Genomic DNA, 26,544 nt, shown 5'->3' with positions numbered 1-26,544 from the left:
GGGCCGGCCGCCCTTGCTCACCGGCCGACCGGCCCGGCGAGTTCGCCGCCCAACGTGTCCGGCGCGCTGAAGGTGCCCTACCGGTTGATCGTGTGCCAGCGCAGTCGTACACCGAGGATGGCCGTGGCCACCGACTGGATCACCACGAGGTACATCAACTGGCGGTAGACGAACTGCTGCAGCGGCAGCACCCACAGCGCCGAGGCCCGCTCGCCGTCGGGGCGCAGCGCGTACCAGCCGGTCACCGCCTGCACGGCGACGAATCCGGCCCACACCGCGACGACCGGCAGCGGATCGCCCACCACCGTGCTGTAGAACGCCATGAGGTCCACCACAGGCGCGAGCAGCGGCAGCACCACCTGGAACAGGGTCAGGTAACCCAGGCAGCGGCGGCCGAAGGACGCCCCTTCCAGCAGCGAACGCCGGTGCTTCCACATGGCCTGCAGGGTGCCGTAGCACCAGCGGTAGCGCTGCTTCCACAGCTGGCCGAGCGTCGTCGGAGCCTCGGCCCAGGCCAGCGCCTTCTCCTCGTACACCACTCGCCAGCCGGCCCGGCACAGCGCCATCGTCAGGTCGGTGTCCTCGGCGAGCGTGTCCGTACTCACCCCGCCCAGTGCCACCAGCGCCGAACGTCGGAACGCCCCGATCGCGCCCGGGACGGTCGCCGTGCAGTCAAGCAGCTCGAAGGCGCGCCGGTCCAGGTTGAACCCGATCACGTACTCGATGTGCTGCCAGGTCCACGATGCCCGGCACACGGCGGCGACGCTGCTCCTGGAGCAGGGGATAGATATGCGGGTCGTTCAGGTGATCCTCGGGCACTCCCAGCTCACCACGACGAAGCGTTACACCCACGTCACGGAGAACCTGGCCGGCGACGCCATGGCGCGGATGGGCCGCGCGCTATGGGACTAGCAACCAACTGCAACCAGAAATGCAACCGGGCGGGCTTCCGAACGATCACGATTCGGGAGTCTGCCCAGCTCATCGAGGGTGGGGCGCCAGGGACTCGAACCCTGAACCGACGGATTAAAAGCTGATCGACGCCCTGGGCACATGGCCTCTGATCTGGGGCCACGTGCCCAGGGGAGTCCAGCCGTGTCCGGCCGTGTCTGACGACGTTGCCGTCAACGGTTGCCGTCAGTTCGCGCGCCTCCGGTGCCTGGCCACTCGAGCTCGTCGCGCTCTTCCAAGGCCGTGACGAAGCTGCCCATGCCGGGCTCGGCGTGGATCAGGCCGTCCGCCCTGAGCGTCCGCATGACCTTCTGGCCGGTGGACTGTCCTGACTGTCAGTGGCTTGCGGGAGGCGTTTCCGGGCTGGAGCATCTGGCGAAGCTCGGCGGGACGCCTGTGTGCCACACGCGTCGCCTGACGAACGTGGATTACAACCGCGGCCTATGCCAGACCATCGACTGCGATGATGTCGCCGAACTGGCGCAGGAACTCCGCCGGCAAGCCGGGCTGGCTGTCACTCCGCCCAACGGCGAAGGGCAGTGCCCTGCCGCTTGGGACACCTCGTACTGAGCACGGCACCACGTGGACGCGAAACTGCGGGGCCTCGTCCAGGACCCGGCGGACCTGTTGGACCGACCGGGCGCGGTGGACGCCGACAAGACGTACTCCTCCTACGGCAACAGGGACGTCCGAGCACAGTCACCCGCTCGTCTGACTGATCCGCCGTCCTGCACTGGCCGAATACGTCCATGCGTCTACTGGCACGACAACGACATCCCAGTGGTCAAGGCGTCCGCCGGTGTTTTTGGGGGGGAAAGGTATTACTTCTCGGCCGTACCGGGTTTCCCGCTGATGGACTCCTGATAGATGTCGGAGTAGGTGCGCGAGTCCTTGATCAGGTCGTCGCAGAAGGCCGCGACGTCGTTGCCGATGAGTTCCAGGACTCCCTTGCCGGCCCCGACGCCCTCCTCGAAGAAATCGACGATCCCCGAGAGCAGGGACCCGTCAGCCAGTCCAACCGGTCCGACCTTGAAGAAGTACCGCTGAATCTCCTTGTAGACGATCTGGTAGTCCGACGGGAGCGCCTTGACGCGGGCCATGTGCGCCCGCCACTGCTTCTTGCCCTCGATGATGTCTTGGATGCCCACGTCAGCCTCCGAGTCGGCCCAATTTCCTTGCGACGTTCCTGTTCACCTGCTCGCGCCACCGGTCGCGATAGCTTCGAGCGCCTGCTCCGCCGGCCAGTGCCGCGCAAAAGCCCGGGATGTCGTCACCCAGCACCTCGTGAATGCTCTGCCCGTCGGACGCCGTCTCTTCGAGCAGCCCCAAAGCGCCGTCGATAATCGGCATCAAGTTTCGACCTGTGAAGTCCCCGTAGAGAGAAAGATGACCCTTGATCTCTTCCCACGCCGCCCGGTAGTCGGCCGGCAATGCCTCGGCACGGGCTTCGAACGCCTTCCAATCCTTGGTGAGATCGCTGCCTGTAATGGTCTCCCAGAAGTTCATCTTCCACCCTCCTTGAGCTTGTCGATCCGCGATGTGATGTACTCCCATTTCGCCCAGAACGTCGCGAGTTCTTCGCGCCCCGCGTCGTTGAGCGCGTAGAACTTGCGCGGCGGGCCCTGTTCGGACGGTCGTTTCGTCACCTGGACGAACCCGTTCTTCTCCAGTCGCAGCAGGATGGTGTAAACCGTCCCCTCGACGACGTCCGCGAAGCCGAGTTCGTTCAGCCGACGCGTGATGGCGTACCCGTAGGTCTGCTCGCTACCGATGATTTCGAGCACGCAACCCTCGAGCGTGCCCTTCAGCATCTCCGTCAGGTTGTCCAAAGTGGGTCCTCTTTCGTCCCCCTAGTACTCAGTGGTACTGGGTAGTGCTATACCGTAGCACAGAGTAGTGGTGCGGTGGGCGCTGACCTGCCCCAGTTCGTGGCCAGGCCGACTGGCTGCCCCGGGTAGGCGCTGTAGCCCCAGGCCAAGCGGTTCGTGGTTACGCGTCCCAGGTGACCGGGAGGCTCTTGACGCCGTAGATGTCGGCGATCTCCGGGCGCAGGGGAACCTCTTCGGCGGGTACGGCCAGGCGCAGGGTGGGGAAGCGGTTGAGGAGCGCGGGGAGCGCGACGCGCATCTCGACGCGGGCGAGCTGCTGGCCCAGGCACTGGTGGATGCCGTGGCTGAAGGCGAGGTGTCCGCCGTTCTGCCTGCGCAGGTCGAGGGTGTGGGGGTCGGGGAAGCGGTCGGGGTCGCGGTTGGCGGTGTTGAGGGACAGGATGACCGTCGTGCCCGCCTTGACGGTATGGCCGGCCAGTTCAACGTCCTCCAGCGCGACCCGGTAGAACTGCTTGGCGACGGACAGGTACCGCAGCAGCTCTTCCACGGCCTGGTCGACGAGGGTGGGGTCGGCGCGCAGGGCGGCGAGCTGGTCCGGGTTCTCCAGCAGGGCGAAGGTGCCGAGGGCCAGCATGTTGGCGGTGGTGTCGAAGCCGGCCGACAGCAGGATCAGGGCCATGCCCTGCAGCTCCTCGTCGGTCAGGTCGCTGTCGAGCAGGTCGGTGAGCACGTCGTCAGTCGGGTTGGCGCGCTTGGCGGCCACCAGCTCGGCGAGGTACTGCTGGGTGGCGAGGTAGGCGGCGATCAGCTCTTCGTCACTGGCCTCACCGCCGAGGAACTTGTCGATGTTGTCCTGGAAGCGGCCCCGGTCCTCGTACGGCACGCCCAGCAGCTCGCAGATGACGATGGCCGGGATGGGCTTGGCGAACGCGGTCACCAGATCGGCGCCCGGGCCGGCCTTCTCCATGGCGTTCAGGTGTTCGGCGGTGATCTGCTCGACGCGCTCGGTGAGCAGCCGCATGCGCCGTACGGTGAACCTGCCGACCAGGGGCTTGCGGTAGCGGCTGTGCTGCGGCTCGTCCATGAGCAGGAACTCGCCGGGCGGCGCCGGGGGGACCTCGATGTCGCCGTAGTCGATGGTCGGGTGGTGGCTCATGAACTCCTTGCGGGAGCTGAACCGGGGGTCGGCCAGGATCGAGCGGACCAGGTCGTAGCCGGTGACCAGCCAGCCCTGGTGCCCGTCGGGGAAGGGGAAGCGGCTGATCGGGCCGTGCTCGCGGGCCTCGACCAGTTCCTTGGGTGGGTCGAAGGGACATCCGGACTGGCGTTCGGCGGGCATCGGTGTGACGGTGTGGAGGGATTCAGTCAAGACCTTTCCTTGTCTCGCGACAGTACGTGTTGCCTGAACTTGAAGGTTGCGGGAGGGAATGACGGCGAGCTACATGCTCCGGCCCATGGTGGAGGCCGTTCGTCACTCTCACGGCTATGGATCAGCGGGGACCGCACGTGTCCGGGTCGGTCCCGCTCACAGCCCGGTGCTCATCTCGCGCAAATCCCCTGGAAGCTTCCGACTGGCGGCGCGAGACGAGTTGAGGAAGCACTGTTCTCTTCAGGGCAACCGCGCTGCTCCCTAGGAGATCTTGCGGCGGTAGGTGTTCATGGCGAAGACGTACGAGACGACGAGGATGCCGATGCACCAGGCCAGGGCGATCCAGATGTCGTTGCCGACCGGCTGCTCGGCGAACAGGTTGCGGATGGCGTTGACGATGGAGGTCACGGGCTGGTTCTCGGCGAAGACGCGCACCACGGTGGGCATGGTGTCGGTGGGCACGAACGCCGAGCTGAGGAACGGCAGGAAGATGAGCGGGTAGGAGAATGCGCTCGCGCCCTCCATGGTCTTGGCCGACAGGCCGGGGATGACGGCGATCCAGGTCAGCGCCAGGGTGAACAGGATCAGGATTCCGCCGACCGACAGCCAGGCCAGCACGCCCGCCCCCGAGCGAAAGCCCATGAGCAGGGCCACGAGCATCACGACCACGAGCGAGACCAGATTGGCGACCAGCGAGGTCAGCACGTGCGCCCACAGCACCGACGACCGCGCCGTCGGCATCGACTGGAAGCGCTCGAAGATGCCGCCCTTCATGTCCATGAACAGCCGGTACGCGGTGTAGGCGATGCCCGAGGCGACCGTGATGAGCAGGATGCCGGGCAGCATGTAGTTCACGTACGACGAGCCCGATCCGGTGTTGATCGCGCCGCCGAAGACGTAGACGAACATCAGCATCATGGCGATCGGCATGATCGCGGTCGTGATGATGGTGTCGGGGCTGCGGGTGATGTGGCGCAGGGAGCGTCCCAGCAGGACGGTGGTGTCGCCGAAGAAATGCTTGCTCATCATGGTTTCCTTATCCCTTCGTGCCGACGAGGGCGAGGAAGACGTCCTCGAGGGTCGGCTGCTTCTCGACGTACTCGACCTTGGCGGGCGGGAGGAGCTGCTTGAGCTCGGTGAGGGTGCCGTTGACGATGATCCGGCCCTCGTGCAGGATCGCGATCCGGTCGGCGAGGTGTTCGGCCTCGTCCAGGTATTGCGTGGTGAGCAGCACCGTGGTGCCGTTCTCGGCGAGCTCCTTGACGGCCTGCCACACCTCAATGCGCGCCTGGGGGTCGAGCCCGGTGGTCGGTTCGTCCAGGAAGATGACCGGCGGGTTGCCGATGAGGCTCATCGCGATGTCGAGGCGGCGACGCATGCCGCCGGAGTACGTCGACACCTTCCGGGCGCCCGCGTCGGTCAGCGAGAAGCGGGCGAGCAGGCCGTCGGCGACCTTGCCGGGGTTTCTGAGGTGCCTCAACCGGGCGACCAGCACCAGGTTCTCCCGACCGGTGAGGATCTCGTCGACGGCGGCGAACTGTCCGGTGAGGCTGATCGACTCGCGTACGTCGGCGGCCTGGGTGGCGACGTCGAAGCCGTTCACGCGTACGGCGCCGGCGTCGGCCTTGAGCAGCGTGGACAAGATCTTCACGGCGGTGGTCTTGCCCGCTCCGTTGGAGCCGAGCAGGGCGAAGATGCTACCGCGCGCCACGGTGAAGTCCACGCCGCGCAGCACCTTGAGTTCCTTGTACGACTTCTCCAGGCCGTGCACCTGGATCGCCGCGGCTTGTTGTGTCGTCATCGCTTAGTCCTGTCTTCTCTGTCGGGGTTCTCGCCGGCGGCGCGTTCAATGGCACTGGCGAACCGATGCCGTTCCCGGGCCCGGTACTGTCCGAGGGGGTAGTTGGCCATGAACGCCTCGGCGAACTCCACCGGGTCGTCGCCGAAGATGTCGCGGATCGGGGTTCCGTCGGCCGCGCTCTGTTCGAACAGCTCGGCCAGGTCGCCGTACATCGCCATCGCGCCGGCGCCGTCGGCCGGCCCGAAGTGCATGAGGTAGCGCTCCAGCGCTTCGACCGCGATGCGGTAGTTCTCGGGGAGTTGCTTGACGCGGGCCTTGTACTGCCGCCAGCGCTTCTTGTCCTCCAGCGGCCCGGTGATGATCTCCAGGTGCTGCAGGTAGCGGCTCTTCGGCTCGTTCGACTCTGTGGTCATGTCTACTTGCCTCCTTCGCGGAGCTGTTCGAGCCTTGCGGCCAGGAAGCTCCAAGTTCTCCAGAACTCTTCGAGGTACTCCCGCCCCTGAGCGTTGAGGGAGTAGACCTTGCGGGGCGGTCCCTTCTCGGACGGAACCTTCTCCACGTCGACGAATCCGCGCTGCTCGATCCTGACCAGCAGCGCGTAGATGGTGCCTTCGGCGACGTCGGTGAAGCCCTGGTCGCGCAGCCAGACTGTGATCTCGTAGCCGTAGGCGGGCCGGCCGGACAGAAGTGCCAGGACGATGCCCTCGAGCGTTCCCTTGAGCATCTCCGTCAGCTGCTTGCCCATGGAACACCTCCTTTTCAGCTACTTGGTGACGCTAGCTACCGGTACAAAGTAACACTGAGTACTAGTACCTAGCAACACCGAATAGCTCTGCACGGCCTGTAGGTGTGAGCGGCCTGGTCGCTGTTCGTGAGCGAGTCCGCCATCTCTCAGGGGAAGACCGGCTGCGTCGGCCCGCCGGGGAGCTCGATCGCTGTTGGACGCGGCGGGAGTGCCCGCGACCGTGAGGAAGAGGTTGCTGATCTGTTCATGGCATCAACGATCGCTGGAAGCGCTGACACCACGCCGTTGCCGTCCTGACACGGCCGCCGACGCCACACCGCACGGTCGGTCCGCTTGGCGAGTACTGCCCGTGCCTCGCCGAGATGGGACCCTCCGGCCTCTTCACGGGAGCCGGCCGGCGCGATATGGCCGCGCGTCCCCCGCGTGCTGGGGGTGCCGGCGGGTAGGGCGTAGGCAGCGATGGATCGAAGGAAGGCAGAGCGGCGATGATGCGGCATCCGCCCAGTGCGCATGGCCATGTCGGGCTGCCCGACCAGAGGTTGGTGCAGGCGGCCTTCGACAGCGCGGGGGCGGGGATCTATCTGACTGATCACGCTGGGCGTATCACTATGGCGAATCGGCAGGCCGGGGCGTTGCTGGGCCGTCCCGTGGCGGAGATGCTGGGCGCCAATGCCCACGATCTGCTGCACAGGGGCGCTGACGACGGGCTGGCTCCTCACTCCGCCTGCCGGCTGATGGGGGTGCTGGAGCACGGTGGTCCGGTGCGTGGCGAAGAGTCGACTTTCTTACGGGGCGACGGCAGCCTGCTGCCGGTCTCCTTGTCGGCCGCTCCGATACTGCAGGGCGGGCAGGTGCTCGGGTTGATCGTCGTTTTCACCGACATCACCGAGCGGCTGGACTTCTCTCGTCAGCAGGCCGGCCATCTGGCGATGTTGGAGGAATTCAACGCCCGCCTGACGCTGGTCACTGAGATCACCTCTGTGCTGACCCAGACGCTGGACGTGGACGAGGCCTTGCGACGGCTGGGCAGGCTGATCGTCCCGCGGTTGGCCGACTGGGCGGTGGTGGATCTGCGTATCGATCATGACGAGGTGGAGCGGGTGGTGGTGATCCCTCCTGCGGATGAGGTGCAGGGCTTCCCGCTGCCCGAGCCCTCCAGTTCCCTGCTGGCCCGGGTGCTGGATCGGGGTGAGACCGTCTTGTTGGGTCCGGATGAGATGGTCGGCGAGGCGGGCTCCGGCATGGCCGCCGCGCAGCGTGAGCTGTTCGCTGCCCGGGGAGCGGTGTCGGCGATCATCACGCCGTTACGCACCCAGCGGCAGGTGCTGGGGGCTCTCACCGTGGCGCGCACCGACCCGGCCCGCCCCTTCGACGCCACCGATGTGACGCTGGTCGCCGACATCGGACGGCGCGCGGGGTTGGCAGTGGGCAATGCGCGCCTGTTCGGCCGGCAACGCGAGGTGGCCGAAATGATGCAACGTCATCTGTTGGCCCCGCTGCCGCAGGTGGGCCACCTTGAGATGGCCGCGCGCTACCTGCCGGCCCCGGTGGGGTCTCAGGTCGGGGGTGATTGGTACGACGCCTTCCTGCTGCCCGACGGCGTCACCGCCCTGGTCATCGGTGACGTGGTCGGCCACGACATCACGGCCGCCGCTGAGATGGCCCAGCTGCGCAGCATGGTGCGCACGCTGGCGTGGGACCGTTGCACGTCGCCCAGCCTGGTCGTCAACCGCGTGGATGAGGCGATGTCGGCCGTGACGGACGTGCCCATGGCGACGATGATCTTGGCGCGTGTGGAGGGCACCGAAGACGGTCCCTGGCAGTTGCGCTGGAGCAACGCCGGGCATCCGCCGCCCCTGCTGGTCACCCCTGACGGGCATGCCCGCTATCTGGAACACAGGCAGGACCTACTGCTCGGGCTCCGGCTGGGTATCGAGTCAACCAGGCGCGACGCCGTCGAGCCGATGCCCGTTGGGAGCACTCTTGTGCTCTACACCGACGGCCTCGTTGAAAGTCCCGGCAGCGACCTGGCCACCGGACTGGCCCGGCTGCTGCGTCAGGCCGCGGCCGCGGCTCACCTCCCGCTGGAGGACGTGTGCGACGAGATCGTACGACGCATACCCCACGGGACCACCGACGACGTCGCCCTTCTCGCGCTACGCCTTCCCGCGTGCGGCGCTGACACCTGATCGTATACGGGATCATGCCTGCGGCCGGGGCGTACGGTCGTTCCGCAAGCAGGCCACACAGGCACGCCTTTCGGTTCTGGCCCATATTCGACGGGCATCTGGTCCCGGGCTCTCCGCGGGTCCGGGGCCGTGCCATGCGGCAGTGGATCCGCTCGGGCTCAGGCCGCCGCCTCGAACGACGCAGGCGGCCCGGCCGCTGGTTGCTGCGGGCTCGGCCCCGGCAGGGCCAGGCGCAGGACACGCTTCCAGACCGAACCCGCCTGCCGGGCCAGCGATCCGGACGTGTAGGGAAGGCCGAACCGCTCGCACAGGGCGCGGACCCGCGGCGCGATCTCCGCGTACCGGTTGCTGGGCAGGTCGGGGAACAGATGGTGCTCGATCTGGTGGCTGAGGTTGCCACTCATGATGTGGAAGAGGCGTCCGCCGTCGATGTTGCACGAGCCGAGCAGCTGGCGGAGGTACCACTCGCCTCGGGTCTCGCTCTCCAGCCGGTCCTCGGTGAAGACCTCCGCGCCCTCCGGGAAGTGGCCGCAGAAGATGATGGTGTGCCCCCACACGTTGCGTGCCATGTTCGCGGTCAGGTTGCCGAGCAGGACGGGCAGGAAGGCCGGGCCGGCGAGCAGCGGGAACGCGACGTAGTCCTTGACGATCTGGCGTCGTATCTTCGCCAGCACCGCCCGGAGCTGGGTCAGCGCCTCCTTCGGATCCTTTTTCCCCGACGGGATCCGCTCCAGCTCGACGTCGTAGATGGCTATGCCGTACTCGAAGAAGAGAGCCAGCAGCGCGTTGTAGAACGGCTGGGCGAGATAGATCGGATGCCACGGCTGCTCAGGACTGATCCGCATCGCCGAAAAGCCGATGTCGCGGTCCTTGCCGAGCACGTTCGTCCAGGTGTGGTGGACGAAGTTGTGGGAGTGTTTCCACTGGTCGGCGGGGGAGGCCATGTCCCACTCCCAGGTGGCCGAGTGGATCTTCGGGTCCCGCATCCAGTCCCACTGCCCGTGCAGGACGTTGTGGCCGATCTCCATGTTCTCCAGGATCTTCGCGACCGCCAGTGCCGCTGTGCCGGCGGCCCAGGCAGGGGGCAACCAGGAGGCGAACAGCAGCGCTCTTCCGCCCAGCTCCAGCTTGCGCTGGACCGCGATGAGATTGCGGATATAGGCGGCGTCCCGCTCGCCGAGGCTCGCGAGCACCTCGTCGCGGATCTTGTCCAGCTCGCGCCCGAACTCCTCGGTGTCGACAGAGGCCGAATGGAATGTGGCAGGCATGCGTGTTCCTTTCACAGCTCGATCTCGACTGGCCCGGCCGCCAGCGACACACAGGTCTGGATCATGTCTCCCACCTCTCCGTGTACCTGGCCGGTTCGTACGTCACGGACCTGGCCGGTGCGAAGACGGGCGACGCATCCGTAGCAGATGCCCATGCGGCAGCCGCTCGGCATGAGCACCCCCGCGCTCTCGCCGACGGCCAGCAACGGCGTTTCGCCGCCGGCCTCGGCTTCCCGGCCGCTCCTGGTGAAGCGGACACGTCCCCCCGGACCCGCCGCCGTCGGCACCAGGCTGAAGCGCTCGACATGGAGCCTGTCCGCGGGCCCGGTCCAGTGCGCCGCGATGTCGTCGAGCATCGCGGGCGGTCCGCACGCCCACAGGGACCGCTCGGTCCAGTCGGGGCAGAGCCGGGCCAGATCCGCGGGCCGCAGCCGTCCCTCAGAACGCGTGTGCCGTTCGTGCAACCGAAGCCGCGGCCATCGCGCGGCCAGGTTCCGAAGCCGCCGGCCGAAGATGACGTCGGCGGGTGTCGGCGCCGAATGGACCAGTATGACGTCCGGTCCGTCCGCATTGTCTAGACGCAGGCCGTCCAGCATCGCCATCACTGGTGTGATGCCGCTCCCGGCGGTCACGAAGAGCAGGCGAGGCGGTGGCGGCTCCGGAAGGACGAACGCCCCCTCGGGCAGTCCCAGCCTGAGCACCGTCCCAGGTGCTGTGCTCCGTACCAGGTAGTCGGAGACGAGCCCGCCGCGCACGGCCTTCACCGTGACGGTGACGCGACCGTCGGACCTGCCCGGAGCCGACGACAGTGAGAAGGTGCGCCAGTGTCGCCGCCCGTCGATGTCGACGCCGATCCGGATCCACTGACCGGGACGGTGCGTGACCCAGCCCCGGCCCGGGCGGATGACCAGGCTCGCCGCGTCGCTGGTTTCCGCGTGCACCGCCTCGACCCGGCCGCACAGCTCTCCCGCGCCCCAGAGCGGGTTGATCAATCCGAGGTAGTCGTCGGGAAGCAGCGGTGACGTCAGCCACTGCGCGGCAGCCGACAGCCGTTGCAGGAGAGTCGCAGGGGATGCGGACGTAAGGATCACAGAGCCTTCCCAAGGCAATGGAGAATCCCCACGAATGGGCCATCCGTACGGACATGTACCCGGCACCCGCGTCCGGCATCGTGGGCCGGGGCCAGGAAGGGCACAGGAAGCGGTCCAGGATCGGTAATGCCCCGGTGGGCGGCCCGGGCCCGTTGGCAGCACGGCGGCAGGAAGAGGGTCGAGGAGCCGGCCTCTCCTCTGGCGAGGGGCTTGCCGCCTGCGTCGCTGCTCCCGGCCTTCCGCTACGCCGTCATCGGAATGGTGCGGTCCAGGCCGGTTACATGCAGTAACCGAGACAGGTACGGGCGGGCTGCGGTCAGGGAGAGGGTGATCCCCATCGCCTTCGCGCGGCGCTGGATGCCGACCAGAACCCCCAGCCCGCAGGCGTCGCATGCCGCCACACCCGACAAATCGAGAATGAGCAGGCTGCTGCTGTAGCGCAGGACGTCCATCAGGTCTTTGCGCAGGTGGGGACTGGTGAAAATGTCGATCTCACCAGACAGTCGGATGGTCGTCGGCGCTGACGGGTCGGCTCCCCCAAGTGGCGCGGGGTCACGGATGGAGATGGAATGCTCTGGTCGGCGACGAGGCGGAGTCTGTGGCGGCGAGCTTGGCAGGTGGGCGTTCGATCGGTGGTGCCGGCACCCGCCGAGCAGGTCCGCCGGCAGCGAGCTGATGTGCCCGCCCTCGTTCTCCCCGTCCGCATCCCGAGTATCGCCGACTTGATGGGCTGCGGTGGTGAAGAGGTCGACCGGGAGCAGGCCGACCATGCCCTGACTGGCGAGCATGAGCGCGGTCCCGGCAGGGCCATCCGCGGTGTACGGCGGGACGACCAGCAGGATGACAGGCTCAGCCTCCGCGAACGTCAGGGTGACGAGACGAGGGTCGGCGCTGTCGAACCAGCCCACTTTGACCTGGCGTCCGTCGGCGTGGACACGGTGGGGGATGTGGTCCCATGCGTCAACGTGTACGCCGACGCGTAGCGTCGTCAGTCCCAGCCGCTGGTCGACGGCGGTGATGAAATCTGGCAGCTCCAGCGTGGCGTCACGGGAATGAGGCCACCATGCCCCGTCCACAGTGCCCCGCAGGCCTAGGGCGGGCGCCAACCGTAGTCGAACGTCAGAGCCGAAGACGGGGTCTTTGTCGGCAGGGACGCTGGGTGGTGTGGAGCGAGAGAGCAACGTCGCGGTCATGATCGCCTGGCCCGTCTTGGCCCTGTAAAGGACCACGCACTGATAGATCGCCGCGGGCGACGCCGACCTGAATGCCAACGCACGAAAAGTCCTCGGTCTTTGAATATTACCGCGTGATTTTCCGGAATGGCGCCGTTCTGGAAGTAAAATGTCCCCGATTTCCTGGAACGCCGGAGCGCGGGTCGGAGACACCGTCGCATCGAGAATTCCATCTGAGAGGATTTTTGATCCTGCGTGTTCCGTTTGCTTCGAGTTATGCGGCGCGCCAGGTGGGGTGGATTCGGGTCTTTGCTGACGACTTCCATGGCTCAGGGGGCGGCGGCTATGGGCAATTGGAGGATGAAGCAGGCGCCGCCGAGAGGGGACGATTCGACCCAGACGGCTCCGTGGTGGGCATTGGCTATGTCGCGGGTGATGGCCAAACCGAGGCGGATGCCGGGCCTGCCCCGCTGGGAAATGCTTTTGAGCTGGTACATCCGGTCGAAGATGCGTTCCCTGTCCTTCTCCGGCACGCCGGGGCCGTCGTCGGACACCGCCAGCCGCGCGTTGCCGTCGGTGCGGTGTACGTGGACCTGCACCTGGTGGGCGGCGTGGCGCTGCGCGTTGTCCAGCAGATTGGTGACGATCTTGGTGATCCGCGTACGCATGGCGGTGACCCGGACATCGGGCGTGCAGATGACGTCGATGGAGATGGGGTCGTTCCGGCCCGCGACCTCCTGCCTGACCAGTTCGCACAGATCGATCTGTTCCCAGTCGGCTTGGGCGGCGCGGGAACGGGCGACCAGAAGAAGCGCGGTGGACAGTGCCTCCAGCCGGTCCACTCCACGCAGGACCGCCTCCAGCACGCGAGGGTAGTCGGCCTCGCCGGGACGAGCGGTCGCCTGTTCCACTGTGACGCGTATCCCGGTCAGCGGGGAGCGGATCTCGTGGGCGATGTTGGAGGCGAACTGCCGCTCGCGGTCCAGCATGTCCAGACTCGCATTGATGTTGTCGACCAGCTGCGTCACCTCCTGCGGGTCACGCCGCTGAGTGATCTGGGCGGGTTCATCGCTGACGTTGATCTCGGCGAGGTCGCCGGAGATGGTACGAACGCGTCGCAGCAGCCGGCGGATGAAGATCCGGCCTGTCACCGCGGCGGCCAGCACCATCACAAGGTTCCACCACTTCTTGTGGGAACCGGTGTCTCTCCTTGGACCGGCGCGCTCCAGCCGCTCACTCAGGATCGATCTGCCCATCGGATGCTCCCCGAAGAACCATCCCGCTGTGGATCCCTTACCCGTCAATCAGTCCTTTACCTCGATCAAATCGCCGGCAAGTGAGTCAATGGGGGCGTACGTCCGTTTTCGTGCACCGTCGCCCACACCGCAGGCCGGATCGACGCCCGGCGATCGCCGACGCGCCGGGCCTCCATGTGTCGCGATCAGCGGAGACCGGTTCATCCGGCGTTGCCGGTTCCCCGCCATCGGCTGTGATCGTCGGTCGGAAGTTGAGCGATGTCGTGTTCGCCGTGGATGACGGCATGCGCCGCCTCGGACAGGCGCAGGCCGCGGGTGCGCGCGTATGTGCACAAGGAGTTGAAGGCATGGTCCATGTCGCTGCGGTGGCGCTCGGCCAGCACCCCGGTGGCCTGCTCGATGAGCGTGCGACTGTTGAGCGCGGTCTGCAGCTGCTCCGTGGCTGCCTCGTGCCGCTCCAGCCTGCGCTGCTGCAGGATGCTGATGGTGGCCACGTTGGCCAGCGCCTGCCCGATGTGCAGCTCATCGGTTGTCAGCCGGCCGGGCGCCGTCCGCAGCAGGGTGAGTGCGCCGATGACCCTGTCGTGGTGGCGCATCGGCAGTGCCTGGACCGCGACGAAGCCGGTGAGCTGCGCCGCTGCGGCGAAGCGGGGCCAGCGCCCTCCCTCGGCGACCAGATCGGCACTCGTCACCGGCTCGCCCGTGCGGTAGCAGTCCAGACCGGGGCCGTCCACGTCGTGGAGGGCGAGGAGTTTCAACATGCGGGCCTGCTCCGTGGAGGCCGCCATCGGACGCAGCCGCCCTTGCCGATCGGCCAGCAGCAGCCCGGCCGCATCGACGTCCAGCAGTCGCACGCAGCGCATGGTGAGCTGGTGTAACAGGTCGACGACGTCGAAGTCTCCGACCAGGGTGTCCGTCAACTCGACGAACGCGTCGGTCAGTTGGCGTTCCCGCGTCACGACTGCCTCCCGGGGGGACTCGATCGCCGAATATCAACTCTTGTCCGGTTTGAGGAGTCGCGGTAGCCGTCTCCGCCGTGCGCTTCCGCAGTGGCACCGTGACCGTTGCGCCTACTCTCCGCTCTGGTCCGAGGGGGCTCGTCGGTCCGAAGGGGCTCGTCGGTCCGAGGGCGCTCGTCGCACACGGAGGCAGAAACAGGCTCCCCCCTCTTCACGGGGCTCATGCCAGGCGTCGCCGCCGTTGCCCCGGGCGAAGCTTCGCACGATCCACAGTCCCAAGCCCGTCCCCTCTGTTTCGCGATCAACCTCCCGCTCACGGCTGAAGCGCTCGAACAACCGCGGCACGAAAGCCGCAGGCACACCCGGCCCACGATCGCACACCCGGAGAAGGATCCATCCCGGCTGCCCGGTCGCGGACACCACGACGGGTGGACGCCCATAGGCGAATGCGTTCTCCAGGTAGTTGTCCACCATCGCGGCGAACTCCCTGCGGTCGACCAGGGCCTCCAGATCAGGGCTGCAGGATACGCACACGTCCCGCGACCGTTCGTCCAGCTCGCCGAGTCGTTCGAGGAGCACTTCGAGCACGGGGACGCGTTCCACGCGGGCGGACGCGCCCTTCGCTTCGATGGTCGACGCGGTGAGGAGCTTTCGGACGAGCCCCTGGAGCCGGGCCGTCCGATCGGCGATGCGCTCGACGATCTCGGTTCTTTGCTCCTCAGCGAGCGCGATCAGGCGATCACGGAGCACGTCCACCAGCACGCTGATGGTGGCCAGGGGATTGTGGAGTTCATGGGCTGCGACGGCGACCGCCACGTTCTGGCGTTCCAGGGCCGCCTCCAGCTCTCGTTCGACGTACCTGCTCCGTGTGACGTCGCGGAGCGCGGCGACGTACAGGGGCTCGTCTTCCAGGGTCGTGGCGGTGACCCGCATCTCTACGACCCGTTTGCCTCCGGTGGGCAGCATCAAGTCGATCTCGGTCGCCGCACCCGCGGCGATGGGGAAGCCGAACGGGGTGCCGATCAGATCCTCTGCCGAGCGGGCGAAGAGCTCCGCGGCGGCGGGGTTGCAGAGCCTGATGATCCCTTCCTCGTCGACGGCGACGATCCCGTCCGCCGAGGCCGAGACGATGACCTGGCTGATCTCGTCCCGGTATTCGATGTCGTCGGGCCGCCCTGGATCGGAGCCTCCTGCGCGGCTTCCGCCAGGCGGGGACCCGCCACCGGCACTCACCTCGCCGGACCTTCTGTCTCTTCGGACTCGGACGCCCCCCGTGCGATCTCGGGATCGACCGGTCCCGTGGAGACGTGGGGGACACCTGACAAGGGCTCGCCGATGTGCATGCCGCTGCCGTCGATCCTGAGTGCGCGAATGCTGTGGTCGTGGGCGGAGCCGCGCGCCTGGAGCACCGCGATGGCGCGCCGGATCTCGGCGGGGCTTTCGACGTACCGGAGCTGGATCCAGACGTCGGAGAGCCCGGCGATGTCGGAGGTGATCAATGGCGCGTTCGCCGAACTGACGCGTCCGGCAGGTGTCCCCGTGAGAAGAGTGGTGATCTCGTTCTGCCGGAGGACCGCCCCCAACGCGATGACGAAATCGAGGAGAGTCCGCGGCGCGGCCACGCGTTCGAGAGCGGACAACGTGTCGACGACGAGCCGGCCGGGCGCGAACTCCTCAATGGCCTGCCTGAGCCGCAGAAAGTGGTCTTCTGGCGACATCACCTCCGCGTAGCCGGACATGACCCGGAGCAGACCCGAGGTCCGCATCGCCTTCAGGTCCAGACCCCAGCCCGCGGCGCTGCGGAAGAGTTGCCCGGGGGTCCCGTCGAAGGTGCAGAGCAGGCAGCGCTCACCCGCCTCGACGCCGGCGGCCGTGAAACGCAGACTCGCCAGCGTCTTGCCCGTGCCGGGGGGCCCGGTCATCAGGACGATCGCGTCCCGGTAGAAGCCGCCGCCGCACATCTCGTCCAACCCGGGAATGCCCGACGAGACGCGGGCGAGCGACGCGTGGTCGGACGGGGTGAGGAACGCGAGGGGGACCACCACGATGCCGTCCCGTGGATCGATGGTGAACAGCCATTCCCCCGTACGATGCGGGGCGCCGCGGAACTTGACGATCTCAACCGTCCGGGTTCGCCGACCCTGCCGGAGCACGTTGCGCAAGATGATGACATTGTCGAGCACGAATGGCTCGACCCCGTAGCGGGTCACACCGTCGTACTCTTCGGGGCGCTCCGCGGTGAGCACCGAGGTGACTCCGAGCGCCTTAAGAGCGGAGGCGACCCGGAACAGCTCGCGGCGAACGACGGCGATGTCGGTGAACCGGGTGGAGATCGCGTTGAGCGAGTCGAGCGCGACACGGCAAGCCCCGGTCTGGCGGACCGCGTGTTCGATACGCGCCACCAGGGCACCGAAGTCGTAGGCACCGACGGCGGGCGTGTCCTCGCTGATACTCCCCGATGCTTCGACGAAGGCCCACTTTCCTTCGTCCTCCCACAGTTGGATGGGGAAGCCCAGCGAGGCTGAGTTGCGGCGGATGTCGGTGGCTGTCTCCTCGAAGGTGACAAAGACCCCAGGCTCGTTGTATCGCGTGATTCCGCGGGAGAGGAACTCAACGGCGAACAGCGTCTTACCGCTTCCGGTCGTGCCGCTCACCAGCGTGGATCGACCGGCGGGCAACCCGCCCAGGGCTATGTGGTCGAAGCCGTCGATCCCCGTGGGGATCCGCCCGATGGCGTTGCTGTCAGTCATCGTCACTGCCCTTCCGAGGGCGACGCGTCCGCGGCTGGAAGGCCCAGAGCGATGGCGGCGCGACCGTGATCGGACAGATCCCCGATCACCCGTCGCTGTGGTGGCGGCGTGAGCCTGACCACGGTGGGGGTGGCCAGGATCCGTCCCTCCTCGGCCAGCTCGGGCCGCTCGACGGCGTCGATGACCTCGACCTCGTACATGCCGGAGAGGCGAGCCTCGCACAGGAACCGCAGGTTCACCTCCGCGGTCTGGGACCGCTCCGTGTTCCCGGCCACGTACAGCCTGAATGAGTAAATGGTCACGTCAGGACCCGTCTCCAACATCTGCAGGGCTCCGGACGGGGCCGTGCGGTCTACCCCTGTTCGTACCCCGCAGACAGGCGGGGACGAGCATCGGAAGAGGAGCCGGCACGCGCAGCGGATGGAGGTGTCCTCCCCGCCCGCTTGCTGCACGAAGCGTCGCCGCAGCTCGCGTGCGGCGGCGTTGAGATCGATCCGATTGTGCATCACGATGCATGCGGGGTAGCGTCATGAGGAGTTCATCGGGGCAGGCCACAGGGTCTTCGGCCCGCTTGCACCAAGGCGGACGCGCCCTCACCTCTGTTGGCTACGCCTCACCGGGGACGGGCGGAGCGGAACCGGCCGACTCAACGGCGGCGAGATCGCTTGTGAAGTGAGCAGCCATGAGCCGAGCAGTGGACGAGGTCACGGGCGGCGGGAGACTCCCGTGATCCGGGTTCTCGTGGTCGAGGATCAGCGGGCGCTCGCGGGCGCTCTCGAGATCGCGATCGACGCCCAGCCCGATCTGCATTGCGTGGGGGCCGCCGGAACGGTCGAGGACGCCGTCTCGCTCGTGAGGGTACACAGGCCCGATGTCGTGCTCATGGACATTCATCTGCCGGATGTCGACGGCATCGAGGGAACGAGGCGGATCAAAGCGTCTCACCCGGATGTCCGCGTCCTCATATTGACAGGCGATGCCAGGCCCGACCTGTTCGCGGCCGCCGCAGCGGTAGGAGCTTCCGGATTTCTGGCAAAAGACAGCAAATTCCCGGATATTCTTAAAGTGATCCGCGCCCCGGTCGAGAAGAACATCCTTATGGTGGAGGGTGACCCTCTCAGAGCGCTCCTCAAGGATCGCTTCGCAGCGCCACACGCCGGCCGCGAGAACCGGGCGGGGCTCACCCCGCGCGAGCTGGAAGTTCTGAGGCTGATGGGCGAAGGGCTCGATCCCCGTGCGATCGCCGGGCGACTCGTCGTGAGCCTCCACACCGCTCGGGGCCACGTCAAGAACGTCATGATGAAACTGGGCGCGCACAGCCAGCTCGAGGCGGTTGTCCTGGCCACTCGGACGGGGCTCCTGCCAGGACCGCGGAAGCCTGGTTGAGCCCGCGATGCGGCCCATTTGGGGGGCGTAGCCGGACCATATGCGGGTGGCGTGGCGTCTGCCGTCCGCCTAAATTGTGAATATGCGTCGCACCGCGGCTCTTTCCCGAGATACCGCCTCGGCGGGGTTGGGCTCGAGAACGCCACGTGCCGGTATCCCGGCAAACGAGAGCGCCGCTTTCGTTCAGCGGGTACGCCGGCCTTGCCGCGCATAGACGCTATGAGGTCTTCGTTGCCGCCCCCGAGGCATCCAACCCTCGGCATCCCCGGCCAAGGGCCGGAAAGAAATCCCGGCATGCTCCGGCATATGACGCGCTCCCCGTGGTCCACGAGGATGAGGCAGGCGCGCTAGCGATATCCACGCCCCGACCGCTTGGTTGCGGGAAGGAAGAACTGATATGGACATGAGACACGTTGAAGCTCTGTCCGGCTGTATCAATAATCTTGACATCCCCGCATATGTCACACGCCTTGATCCGGAGGTATCCGAGCCCCTCGGCGAAGACGAGATCGCCCGGACCACCAGGGCCGCGATCTGCGCATTGCAAGGGCTCAACAAAGCACTGCAGCAACAGCGGCGGTTCGCCTCCGACATGTCACACGAGTTGCGTAACCCCATCACCGGGCTGCGCGCAGAGCTCGAGTGGGCTCAGTTGCATCCAGATGATGTTCAACCGCACGAGACCTTCCAGCGTGCGCTGAGCGCCGTCGACCGGCTCGAGGCGATCATCAGCGATCTGCTCCTGTTGTCCCGAGTCGGGGGCGCCGTGCCGTACGGGCGGGCACCGGTCGACCTGGCGCAGTTGGTCAAGGCGGAAGTCTCCTGTCGGGCGGATCGTATTCCGGTCCAGATGCGGCTCGCTCCCGCGGTCTGCGTCAAGATCGTCGCCATCCAGATCGGCCGGGTGCTCACAAATCTTCTGGACAATGCCCAACGGCACGCCGAGAAGGTCGTACGGGTCGAGGTCAGTCGTAACGGGGACATCGCGGAACTGGCGGTCTCCGACGACGGTGAAGGGATCGCCGAGACCGACCGTGAACGGATTTTCCAACGATTCACCAGACTGGACGCAGGCTGCCGCCGCGACCGCAGCGGCAGCGGCCTCGGGTTGTCGATCGCCCGTGAGATCGCCCAGGCTCACGGCGGGACTCTCCGTGCCGGAACCTCTCCCATCGGCGGCGCACGTTTCACACTGCGGCTTCCCCTCGTGGCCTTTCCGGGCCCCGACGGTGTCATGAGGCCTGACCAACGGCTGTACTGATCGCCGAACTCGGCCACGACGTCCGCCTGCCGCCCAACGCGACATCGCAGGCACGCAATGTGTCCAGCCCACCGATCTGACGGTCCCGCCGGCGGTGAAGTTCGTCGGCACGAAGTGGCCGAGCGATAACGCGAAGGCGGGCAGAGAGCCGGACGCGATGCCGGGCCAGATCACGGGCAGCCAGATCGCCCGAAGCGGGCGCCTTCGTCCTCCCAGACATCCTGCTCTGCCTCTTGCTCCGCCGGGACCCCGGGCGCGGGAGTCCGGTCCTCCACGGGCGGCGCACCGTTCGGGTCCCTGGGGGCCGACGCGGATGCGGCCTCCGGCGGTATCACCCGCAACGTTATTCCCTCGTGGCCGTTGATGGTCAGGGTAACCAGCCCGCGGTCCATGGATTGGAACCATCCGACCTTCACGGCCCGGCCGGCGACTGGAATTCGGTGCGGAATGTTGCTCCAGGCGTCCACATGCAGTCCGACCCGGAGCGTCATCCTCCCCAGTCGGTGGTCGACGGCCGCGATAAGACCTGGGAGTTCGGCCGCCGCGTCCGTTGACCGGGGCCACCATTCCCCGTCCACAGCACGCGTGCGACGAGGGCTTGGTTCCAGGCTGAGCCGTACGACGGGTATGTCACGCGGCTGCTCCGCCAGAACACGGGTCATGGGAACTCGAGTGTGCGTCAGCGTCATGATCGGCCGACCTGCCTCAGCCCCGACGGGGCTGCGTCTGATGAAACGCCGCAGACGGTGCCGGCGCGACTGCCGGCATTCGAAATGCCCCCGGTACCAGCAATTTTACTCCTTCCGCTGGCCGGTGGGGGGCTTGCGACAGGCCTGGTGGGCGCTGACCGCGTCGTCCAGGTGCAGGCCGGAGTCCGGGCCTGAGCGGGAACGCTCGGTCACCCACGCTGACCGGGTGCCGCCATCAGCAGGGGTGATCGGCTCATCTGGCGTTGCCGGTTTCCTGTTGAGGCGCCCGGGGCTTGACTGTGAGATGGGCCGCGGTCCGTGGGGATTCGGACCATCCCAGAGCGGCCTCCGGGGTGCCCAGGTCGGAGAAACGCGGTTGCCGGCGTGCTCGGTGACCCGTCGACTCCGCCGGGCGCTCCGGCCGGACGAGGCCGATCCCGGCAAGCCTCGTTTCATGACTACATCCGGACAGATCCTGAAACATCGGAAGGACTACGACGGCACGTCACCGTTTCCTGGGGCCGCCGAGCAGGTTCCGGCGGGCAGAGCACAGATAGGCCTGACCACGATCATCGTGGTGCTGCCGTTCGTCGCCCTGATGCTCGGGCTCTGGCTGGCGTGGGGGCGTGGAGTGGCGCCCACCGACCTGGTGCTGGCCGGGGCACTGTACGTTGTGACGGGGTTCGGGGTGACCGTTGGATTCCACCGGCTGCTGACCCATGGGTCCTTCACCGCCCGCCCGTGGCTCGCATCCCTGGCCGAGGAACTCCTCCTGCTCGGCGAGGAGGCCCAAACGCCGGAGTCCAACCAATTTGTCCGCGAACTGTGCCGCTCAGCCGGCTTTGAGCCCACCGTCTACAAGGGAACCGTCGAGAGCAACCACGCAGCTGAAGATCTCGTCCTCCAGCACCGCTGCGTGCTCTGCGTCCCCTCCTCCGCCCGCACATCCAACCGTTCAGGCACCGTCTGGCGGCCACTGATCGAACCAAACCACCACTACCCTTGGTCGCTCCTGTGGCGCTCAGGCGACCCGTCCCCATACGTCAACGCCGTCATCGACACCGCCCGGCAAGTTGCCCGCCGGCTCGACTGGCTCGGAACCGCGCGCTCGCTGAGCCTGGATCCACAGGCTGGTGTCTGAAGTGCATGCGTGGATAACGGAAGTGGGATTGTCTCAGGCCGCAGCCAAGATCCAGGGGATGCGGACGCACGCATAAGGATCACAGACAGAGCCTTCCGAGGGAGCGGCAACCACCGAAGACCCAGGCCACGAACGGCCATCCGTAGGGATGTGTACCCGGTGCCCGCGTCCGGGCAGCCGCAGGCCGGGGCCAGGAAGGGCACAGGAAGCGATCCAGGACCGGTAACGGACTGGTAGAAGGCGGGTCCCGGTGCCCGAACCTGCGACGGCACGGCTCCAGAAGCCTCGGCGGCGGCGACGCGGATTCCCGCCGTAGACATCACCGCTGAGATCCGGCTACCCCCGAGGATCGCGGGGGATACCGATGTGGACCGGGCCACCGTCCCTGATGCGAGGAGAATCGTATGGCCACGGACGCCCCCTCGGGGCTGCTCTACTTACTCAGCGTTGGCAAGGAAAAGGAACTGATCCTCCGCATGCAGGGCACGATGCCCACAGCCGAGAAACTCGTCAGTTGGATGGAGCAGGGCACTGTGGTGTCCCTCCAAATTTCCCACGAGGGAGAGCCGGGCCCATTCACCTACGTGGTCAACTTCAGGCATGTGGTGGCGGCTCGGCTCGCCCCGTACACCACGACACGGATCAGCAGCTTCTGAGCCATTGTGAAGGGCCCTGTTCGGCCACGAACGCGCGCTCCGGCAAGCACAAGCGCCACGGGATGAACGTCCAGGTCCTCGCCGATCCCGCCGGCCGCCTGGTCTGGGCCTCTCCTGCCCTTCCCAGTGCGATGCACGACCTGACCGCCACCCGGACGGTCGGCCTCATCGATGCGTTGACCAGCAACAACGTGATGACCTTCGCCGACAAGGGCTATCACTCGTTAAGCCCTTTTCATCGTGAGTATCTCAACCAAACGAGATCAACTGTTCCCGCGAGACCCATCTGGCCGAGAAATCCCAGTTCAGATTGGGTGTGGAGTGGTGGGGCGCCAGGGACTCGAACCCTGAACCGACGGATTAAAAGTTGATCGACGCCCTGGGCACACGGCCTCTGAACTGGGGCCAAGTGTCCAGGGGCGTCCAGCCGCGTCCGGAGGCGTCTGGCGACGTTGCCGTCAACGGTTGCCGTCAGTTGCCGCCCGGACAGAGAAGATCGTAAGCGCCGCAAGATGTCAGAGCGATGGGTTTGGATGGGCCTGTGTCCGTCTTTGAGGTGATCCAACGACTGCCCAGCATCTCGATTGTGCGGGATCGCTGCCGCGCCATGGCCACGTTGGATGCGATCATGAGCCCTGAGTGGGCGTCACGGTATTACTCGTTCAACTGCCGTTGGTCGCCGAACGAGGAGATGGCCTCGATGCGCGACGGAAGCGGCAACGAATACTCGATCATTTTCTCCCAGGCCGGCGCGTATGCCCGGGGGTTCGATCACGAATCTCCCATGAGCCCGTATCGCGTCAAGCCTCCGATGCCGTGGCCCGGCCTGCTCGACACTGTGCCCGAGGTGTTTCATTCCCAGGTCACCGAGCCCGCTTTCTGCGACGAGGCGGGGATACCGCTGGCTACGGTGTGCTTCTGGCGGGAGTACGGCGACGTTGCATGGAGAGCGGGGACGATCAAGAGCATGCCGGAAGCCGCAAAGGACGACGGCAGCGTCGAGTGGCTGTTCGACGTTCTGCTCGACGGCAGGCCGGAGGCGTATCAGGAGTTCGCGGAGGAGTACTACGAGGTTGCGGTGAACCTCGAGGCGGTTCGGTCTGTCTATGCGCTGCAGCCGCTGACGCAAAGCATCGTGTCGGTGCTGAATCCAGAGGTCGATCTAGCCACTCTTGAGGAGGATCTGGCTGAGATCGGTTATGTCTACTCGGACTGATCTCGTTCTTCGAGGGCGGTTACGAAGCTGCCCATGCCGGGCTCGGTGTGGATCAGGCCGTCTGCCCTGAGTGCCCGCATAACCTTCTGGCCGGTGGCGTTCGCGATGCCGAACTCTTCGATCAGGGCAACGAGTGATGGGATGCGCTCGCCAGGCTTGTACTCACCGGAGGCGATACGAGCCTTGATGATCTCGTACACCTGCCGCCACCTCGGCTGATTGGCCTTGAACTCCACCACGCGAGCAACGGTAGGAAGCCATTGCACGCCGTGGCGATGGACAGCACGCTATAGCGTGCCATAGCTTTCTTTGCCTACTATGCAGCTCATAGGCCTGCGGGAGGAGAGCAAAGTGAGCAGCGAGAAGGCGGCGAGTGTCCCTGCCCTGACCGTCAGCGGCCTGCGGGTGGCGTTTCCCGGCTGGAGCATCTGGCGAAGCTCGGCAGGACGCCTGTGGGCCACGCGGAACGGTCGCCTGACGAACGAGGACTACAACCGAGGCCTATGCCAGACCATCGACGGTGATGACGTTGGGCAACTGGCCGAGGAGCTTCGCCGGCAAGCCGCCTTGGCTGACGTTCTGCCCAACGGCGAAGCGCAGTGCCCTGCCACTTGGAACCTCTCGCACTGAGCGGCGCGAGATGACCGCGAAGCTGCGGGGCCTCGTCCAGGACCCGGCGGACCTGTTGGAGGAGCCGGATTGTCCAGGTCTTTCGCCACACCTCCGCACTGCTGTCCCCGAGCCGGAGAAGCTGCTCTGGTTCTCTCAGCCTCGCGGGCCATACCGCGTCGTGGACTACACCTGCGACTGCCAAGCCGTGCTCTACGAGCTGATCTCCTGTGGCGGGATCTACCTAATTCACAAGGTCATCCAGTCTCAACCGCCCAAGCACGCCTATGCCGGCGGGTGGAGGCGGAGCGAGGCCAGCCTTTGGTGGAGCAGGGTCTTGATTGGCACTGCTCGCTAAATACAACCAGCACTAAAAGTGGATTTAGTTCTTCCGAAAGTGAGCCTGACCCTCCTTGTTGCTGGTTGCCTTTTTACCTCACTTTGGGTGACCCTATGTTACCAAGTTGATACACCTGCCGTGCAGTCCCTCGAACCTCAAGAGGCGTCCCACCTATCAAGTGTCGCTCTGACCCTTCGTATTTCGTCTGGGCTGTGAGGAGGGGCGTATATGTCGGACGAGGTTCCGCGTCCGAATGCGACTGGACGCATAGCGCCACGCAAGCATGCACGTGTGTGGTCTAAAAAGAGGATCGTCCTCACGGTACTTGGCTCGGTTATCACGTTAGGGGGTGCTGGGTCCTATCTCTATATAGGTCTGGGAGGGCATCCGGGCGTGTCGGTAATTCCGTCGGCTATCGCCATGGCCACTGGCTGTCTTATCGTTCTTTTCAGTAACTATTCCCCTGAAAGGGCTACGAGGTATGCAATGGGGGCGGCCGCGATATTCGGTTTTGCCCTAGCTGCGGCAGCTGTACCCTTCGACAAGGGTGATGGCTCCAACCTCTCTGTAGTCCCTAGTGCAACTCGCGCGGAAGCTGCCGTACCGTCAAACTCCTCCAGCAGTATTTCCGCATCTCCGGATCTTCCCAGGTCCAAATCCCCCAGCCCCACACCCTCACCGTCTCCTCTTGGGGATCCTGTCCGCGTCGAGCTTGTACGGGTGGAGCCTCATGAGGAGGAAACGGATTACTGGGTATTCGCGCAGCCTGCGATTCTCTCTGCACGAGAGTTGGCGGGGTTGAACCGCACGGAATCATCGCAAGACTATCCATATTCCGAGATCAGATGGTTCCGGAGTCACGGTGGCGTGACGCTAGGAAATATCACTATCAAATTGGTATTGCAAGGGGCTCGCACAACTCAAGTCCGGATCATTGGAATGCGTGCCTTGCCTCACTGTAGTAATGCGCTGCGGGGAACATTTTTCAACTCGCCAAGCGCGGGTTCCGCTGAAGTAATCGGCCTCGGGTTTGATCTCAATGAACGCTATGCCAAGGCGCGTAACCTCCATAGAAATGGAGAGCTGACGGGTGACTACTTCGCCGACAGAACGATCTCCTTAAAGCATAACGAGGAAGAGGTCTTTAAGCTCCATGTAAACACGGCAGACAATCGTTACTGCGAGTTCCGGGTTCAAATATCCGTCCTGGATAATGGCAATGTTTTCAAAGAAATCATAGATGATCACGGCATGCCGTTCCGAGTTACGGCATTTATCGGTGATGATAATGATGAGCCAGAGGATGTCTATCCGGTCGTATACAACGGGGGAGTTCTCGCTTCGGATCAATCCTGGGAGCTTGTTAAGCCTAAGCCAAAGGCTAAGAAGCGATAAATTTTCAAGTAGGAGGCCTGATCGCCTCGTACGCCGTCGTCCCACCGCGAAGCGGCAGCGGGCCGGGGACGGAGGGGCAAGCTCGGCCTCGCGTGTACCTGGCTCCCGGTGACCTTCCGTGCCCGCTGGTTGTCCTGCTCGCACGGCCGGGCTTGCGCTGTAGGAGCCGGTCTGCTGGGCTCTGCCTGGGGCGACGGCGGACGAGGCGATCAGCCCCCGCCACTTACGGCCTGCGCTCATGCTTGGCGATCACCTCGGGGCCGGAGTGCCCCCGCCGGAGGCGCATTCATGCTCAGCCCTCGTCGGCCCTGCACCTGAAGCCGGGGAGCGCAGCGGCCGGTGCAACGCCATATGCGCCCGATAGGCCGCGTAGTGGTTGGGCCGGCGGCAGAGCGGTGGGCGACGGCGCGTGTGGTCGGCGGGTTCGGGTCGGTACGGCGTGGCGCTGCTGACGGTGGGGCGGCCCGAGTC

At 66.0% G+C, this 26,544-nt stretch carries 29 protein-coding genes and 1 pseudogene; 11 read left to right on the top strand and 19 right to left on the bottom strand.

The genetic code is table 11. The features are described from left to right. Window positions 1-77: 77 nt before the first annotated feature. A complete protein-coding gene (locus tag ACIBK1_RS39995; protein ID WP_396740839.1) occupies window positions 78-755 on the bottom strand; it encodes a glycosyltransferase in 678 nt (225 codons plus the stop codon). Window positions 756-789: 34 nt separating this feature from the next. Here ACIBK1_RS39995 and ACIBK1_RS39990 point away from each other — a divergent pair, with 34 nt between their 5' ends. Further along, a complete protein-coding gene (locus ACIBK1_RS39990; RefSeq protein ID WP_231514178.1) occupies window positions 790-912 on the top strand; it encodes a hypothetical protein in 123 nt (40 codons plus the stop codon). A 282-nt stretch (window positions 913-1,194) separates the two neighbouring features. Next, window positions 1,195-1,521: a hypothetical protein gene (locus ACIBK1_RS39985; protein WP_156081239.1), complete on the top strand. Its 327-nt coding sequence runs from the start codon at window positions 1,195-1,197 to the stop codon at window positions 1,519-1,521. A gap of 251 nt (window positions 1,522-1,772) precedes the next feature. Here the strand turns inward: ACIBK1_RS39985 and ACIBK1_RS39980 are convergent, their stop codons facing one another. From ACIBK1_RS39980 to ACIBK1_RS39945, 8 genes are all read right to left on the bottom strand, one after another. Next, window positions 1,773-2,099 (bottom strand): DUF1048 domain-containing protein, encoded by a 327-nt coding sequence (locus ACIBK1_RS39980; RefSeq protein WP_030512092.1) that lies wholly within the window; start codon window positions 2,097-2,099, stop codon window positions 1,773-1,775. 1 nt (window position 2,100) lies between these two features. Continuing rightward, entirely contained in the window at window positions 2,101-2,457 is a 357-nt protein-coding gene (locus ACIBK1_RS39975) for a DUF1048 domain-containing protein (RefSeq protein WP_030512091.1), read from the bottom strand. Continuing rightward, window positions 2,454-2,780 (bottom strand): PadR family transcriptional regulator, encoded by a 327-nt coding sequence (locus ACIBK1_RS39970; RefSeq protein ID WP_030512090.1) that lies wholly within the window; start codon window positions 2,778-2,780, stop codon window positions 2,454-2,456. The genes ACIBK1_RS39975 and ACIBK1_RS39970 overlap by 4 nt, the downstream gene beginning before the upstream one ends. 160 nt (window positions 2,781-2,940) lie before the next feature. Further along, entirely contained in the window at window positions 2,941-4,149 is a 1,209-nt protein-coding gene (locus ACIBK1_RS39965; protein ID WP_030512089.1) for a cytochrome P450, read from the bottom strand. Between the two features lie 261 nt (window positions 4,150-4,410). Beyond that, window positions 4,411-5,175 (bottom strand): ABC transporter permease, encoded by a 765-nt coding sequence (locus tag ACIBK1_RS39960; protein WP_030512088.1) that lies wholly within the window; start codon window positions 5,173-5,175, stop codon window positions 4,411-4,413. A 10-nt stretch (window positions 5,176-5,185) separates the two neighbouring features. Beyond that, the gene (locus tag ACIBK1_RS39955) at window positions 5,186-5,950 is read right to left on the bottom strand and encodes an ABC transporter ATP-binding protein (protein ID WP_030512087.1); all 765 of its coding nucleotides are present in this window, start codon (window positions 5,948-5,950) and stop codon (window positions 5,186-5,188) included. Next, complete coding sequence (locus ACIBK1_RS39950) at window positions 5,947-6,363, bottom strand: DUF1048 domain-containing protein (protein WP_030512086.1); 417 nt, start codon at window positions 6,361-6,363, stop codon at window positions 5,947-5,949. The genes ACIBK1_RS39955 and ACIBK1_RS39950 overlap by 4 nt, the downstream gene beginning before the upstream one ends. 2 nt (window positions 6,364-6,365) lie before the next feature. Continuing rightward, window positions 6,366-6,695 (bottom strand): PadR family transcriptional regulator, encoded by a 330-nt coding sequence (locus ACIBK1_RS39945; protein ID WP_030512085.1) that lies wholly within the window; start codon window positions 6,693-6,695, stop codon window positions 6,366-6,368. A 485-nt stretch (window positions 6,696-7,180) separates the two neighbouring features. Between ACIBK1_RS39945 and ACIBK1_RS39940 the strand changes: the two genes are divergently transcribed. Beyond that, entirely contained in the window at window positions 7,181-8,884 is a 1,704-nt protein-coding gene (locus tag ACIBK1_RS39940) for a SpoIIE family protein phosphatase (protein WP_396740834.1), read from the top strand. 158 nt (window positions 8,885-9,042) lie between these two features. On the opposite strand, the gene ACIBK1_RS39935 is transcribed toward ACIBK1_RS39940, so the two are convergent. The 8 genes from ACIBK1_RS39935 to ACIBK1_RS39900 form a co-directional block, all read right to left on the bottom strand. Beyond that, window positions 9,043-10,152 (bottom strand): fatty acid desaturase family protein, encoded by a 1,110-nt coding sequence (locus ACIBK1_RS39935; RefSeq protein WP_036409133.1) that lies wholly within the window; start codon window positions 10,150-10,152, stop codon window positions 9,043-9,045. Between the two features lie 11 nt (window positions 10,153-10,163). Beyond that, complete coding sequence (locus ACIBK1_RS39930; RefSeq protein WP_030512082.1) at window positions 10,164-11,243, bottom strand: ferredoxin reductase; 1,080 nt, start codon at window positions 11,241-11,243, stop codon at window positions 10,164-10,166. Between the two features lie 242 nt (window positions 11,244-11,485). After that, window positions 11,486-12,436, bottom strand: coding sequence for an STAS domain-containing protein (locus ACIBK1_RS39925; RefSeq protein WP_269321833.1), 951 nt, complete (start codon window positions 12,434-12,436; stop codon window positions 11,486-11,488). Between the two features lie 308 nt (window positions 12,437-12,744). Beyond that, the gene (locus tag ACIBK1_RS39920) at window positions 12,745-13,584 is read right to left on the bottom strand and encodes a sensor histidine kinase (protein ID WP_396740831.1); all 840 of its coding nucleotides are present in this window, start codon (window positions 13,582-13,584) and stop codon (window positions 12,745-12,747) included. Window positions 13,585-13,871: 287 nt separating this feature from the next. Beyond that, window positions 13,872-14,630 carry an ANTAR domain-containing protein gene (locus ACIBK1_RS39915; protein ID WP_051762743.1) on the bottom strand — a complete coding sequence of 253 codons (759 nt, stop codon included), beginning with the start codon at window positions 14,628-14,630 and terminating at the stop codon, window positions 13,872-13,874. A gap of 111 nt (window positions 14,631-14,741) precedes the next feature. Then, complete coding sequence (locus ACIBK1_RS39910) at window positions 14,742-15,863, bottom strand: ATP-binding protein (RefSeq protein ID WP_030512078.1); 1,122 nt, start codon at window positions 15,861-15,863, stop codon at window positions 14,742-14,744. Beyond that, window positions 15,860-17,380 (bottom strand): circadian clock protein KaiC, encoded by a 1,521-nt coding sequence (gene kaiC, locus ACIBK1_RS39905; protein WP_030512077.1) that lies wholly within the window; start codon window positions 17,378-17,380, stop codon window positions 15,860-15,862. Before kaiC ends, ACIBK1_RS39910 begins: the two co-directional genes overlap by 4 nt. 2 nt (window positions 17,381-17,382) lie before the next feature. Beyond that, window positions 17,383-17,682, bottom strand: a complete 300-nt coding sequence (locus ACIBK1_RS39900; protein ID WP_036409130.1) for a circadian clock KaiB family protein — start codon at window positions 17,680-17,682, stop codon at window positions 17,383-17,385. Between the two features lie 424 nt (window positions 17,683-18,106). On the opposite strand from ACIBK1_RS39900, the gene ACIBK1_RS39895 reads away from it, so the two are divergent. Next, window positions 18,107-18,766, top strand: a complete 660-nt coding sequence (locus ACIBK1_RS39895; RefSeq protein WP_030512075.1) for a response regulator transcription factor — start codon at window positions 18,107-18,109, stop codon at window positions 18,764-18,766. A 397-nt stretch (window positions 18,767-19,163) separates the two neighbouring features. After that, window positions 19,164-20,027 carry a sensor histidine kinase gene (locus ACIBK1_RS39890; RefSeq protein ID WP_051762740.1) on the top strand — a complete coding sequence of 288 codons (864 nt, stop codon included), beginning with the start codon at window positions 19,164-19,166 and terminating at the stop codon, window positions 20,025-20,027. Window positions 20,028-20,197: 170 nt separating this feature from the next. Here ACIBK1_RS39890 and ACIBK1_RS39885 read toward each other — a convergent pair whose 3' ends face one another. After that, window positions 20,198-20,689 (bottom strand): DUF5994 family protein, encoded by a 492-nt coding sequence (locus ACIBK1_RS39885; RefSeq protein WP_396740827.1) that lies wholly within the window; start codon window positions 20,687-20,689, stop codon window positions 20,198-20,200. Window positions 20,690-21,170: 481 nt separating this feature from the next. Here ACIBK1_RS39885 and ACIBK1_RS39880 point away from each other — a divergent pair, with 481 nt between their 5' ends. The 4 genes and pseudogenes from ACIBK1_RS39880 (at window position 21,171) to ACIBK1_RS39865 (ending at window position 23,729) form a co-directional block, all read left to right on the top strand. After that, window positions 21,171-21,857, top strand: a complete 687-nt coding sequence (locus ACIBK1_RS39880) for a LysR substrate-binding domain-containing protein (RefSeq protein WP_030512072.1) — start codon at window positions 21,171-21,173, stop codon at window positions 21,855-21,857. A 404-nt stretch (window positions 21,858-22,261) separates the two neighbouring features. Beyond that, window positions 22,262-22,513: a hypothetical protein gene (locus ACIBK1_RS39875; RefSeq protein ID WP_030512071.1), complete on the top strand. Its 252-nt coding sequence runs from the start codon at window positions 22,262-22,264 to the stop codon at window positions 22,511-22,513. A gap of 38 nt (window positions 22,514-22,551) precedes the next feature. Continuing rightward, window positions 22,552-22,779: pseudogene (locus ACIBK1_RS39870) on the top strand (transposase family protein); the annotation flags it as partial. A 275-nt stretch (window positions 22,780-23,054) separates the two neighbouring features. Further along, window positions 23,055-23,729, top strand: coding sequence for a hypothetical protein (locus ACIBK1_RS39865; protein WP_396740825.1), 675 nt, complete (start codon window positions 23,055-23,057; stop codon window positions 23,727-23,729). Here ACIBK1_RS39865 and ACIBK1_RS39860 read toward each other — a convergent pair. Next, window positions 23,717-23,968: a GntR family transcriptional regulator gene (locus ACIBK1_RS39860; RefSeq protein WP_396740823.1), complete on the bottom strand. Its 252-nt coding sequence runs from the start codon at window positions 23,966-23,968 to the stop codon at window positions 23,717-23,719. The two genes, ACIBK1_RS39865 and ACIBK1_RS39860, sit on opposite strands and share 13 nt — an antisense overlap. 112 nt (window positions 23,969-24,080) lie before the next feature. On the opposite strand from ACIBK1_RS39860, the gene ACIBK1_RS39855 reads away from it, so the two are divergent. After that, window positions 24,081-24,359, top strand: coding sequence for a hypothetical protein (locus ACIBK1_RS39855; protein WP_396740821.1), 279 nt, complete (start codon window positions 24,081-24,083; stop codon window positions 24,357-24,359). A 1,039-nt stretch (window positions 24,360-25,398) separates the two neighbouring features. Then, the gene (locus tag ACIBK1_RS39850; RefSeq protein ID WP_396740819.1) at window positions 25,399-26,073 is read left to right on the top strand and encodes a hypothetical protein; all 675 of its coding nucleotides are present in this window, start codon (window positions 25,399-25,401) and stop codon (window positions 26,071-26,073) included. Window positions 26,074-26,544 lie beyond the last annotated feature (471 nt).

Source organism: Microbispora rosea (assembly GCF_044460045.1).
Taxonomy (GTDB): domain Bacteria; phylum Actinomycetota; class Actinomycetes; order Streptosporangiales; family Streptosporangiaceae; genus Microbispora; species Microbispora rosea.
This window is presented reverse-complemented; position numbering and strand designations above follow the sequence as displayed.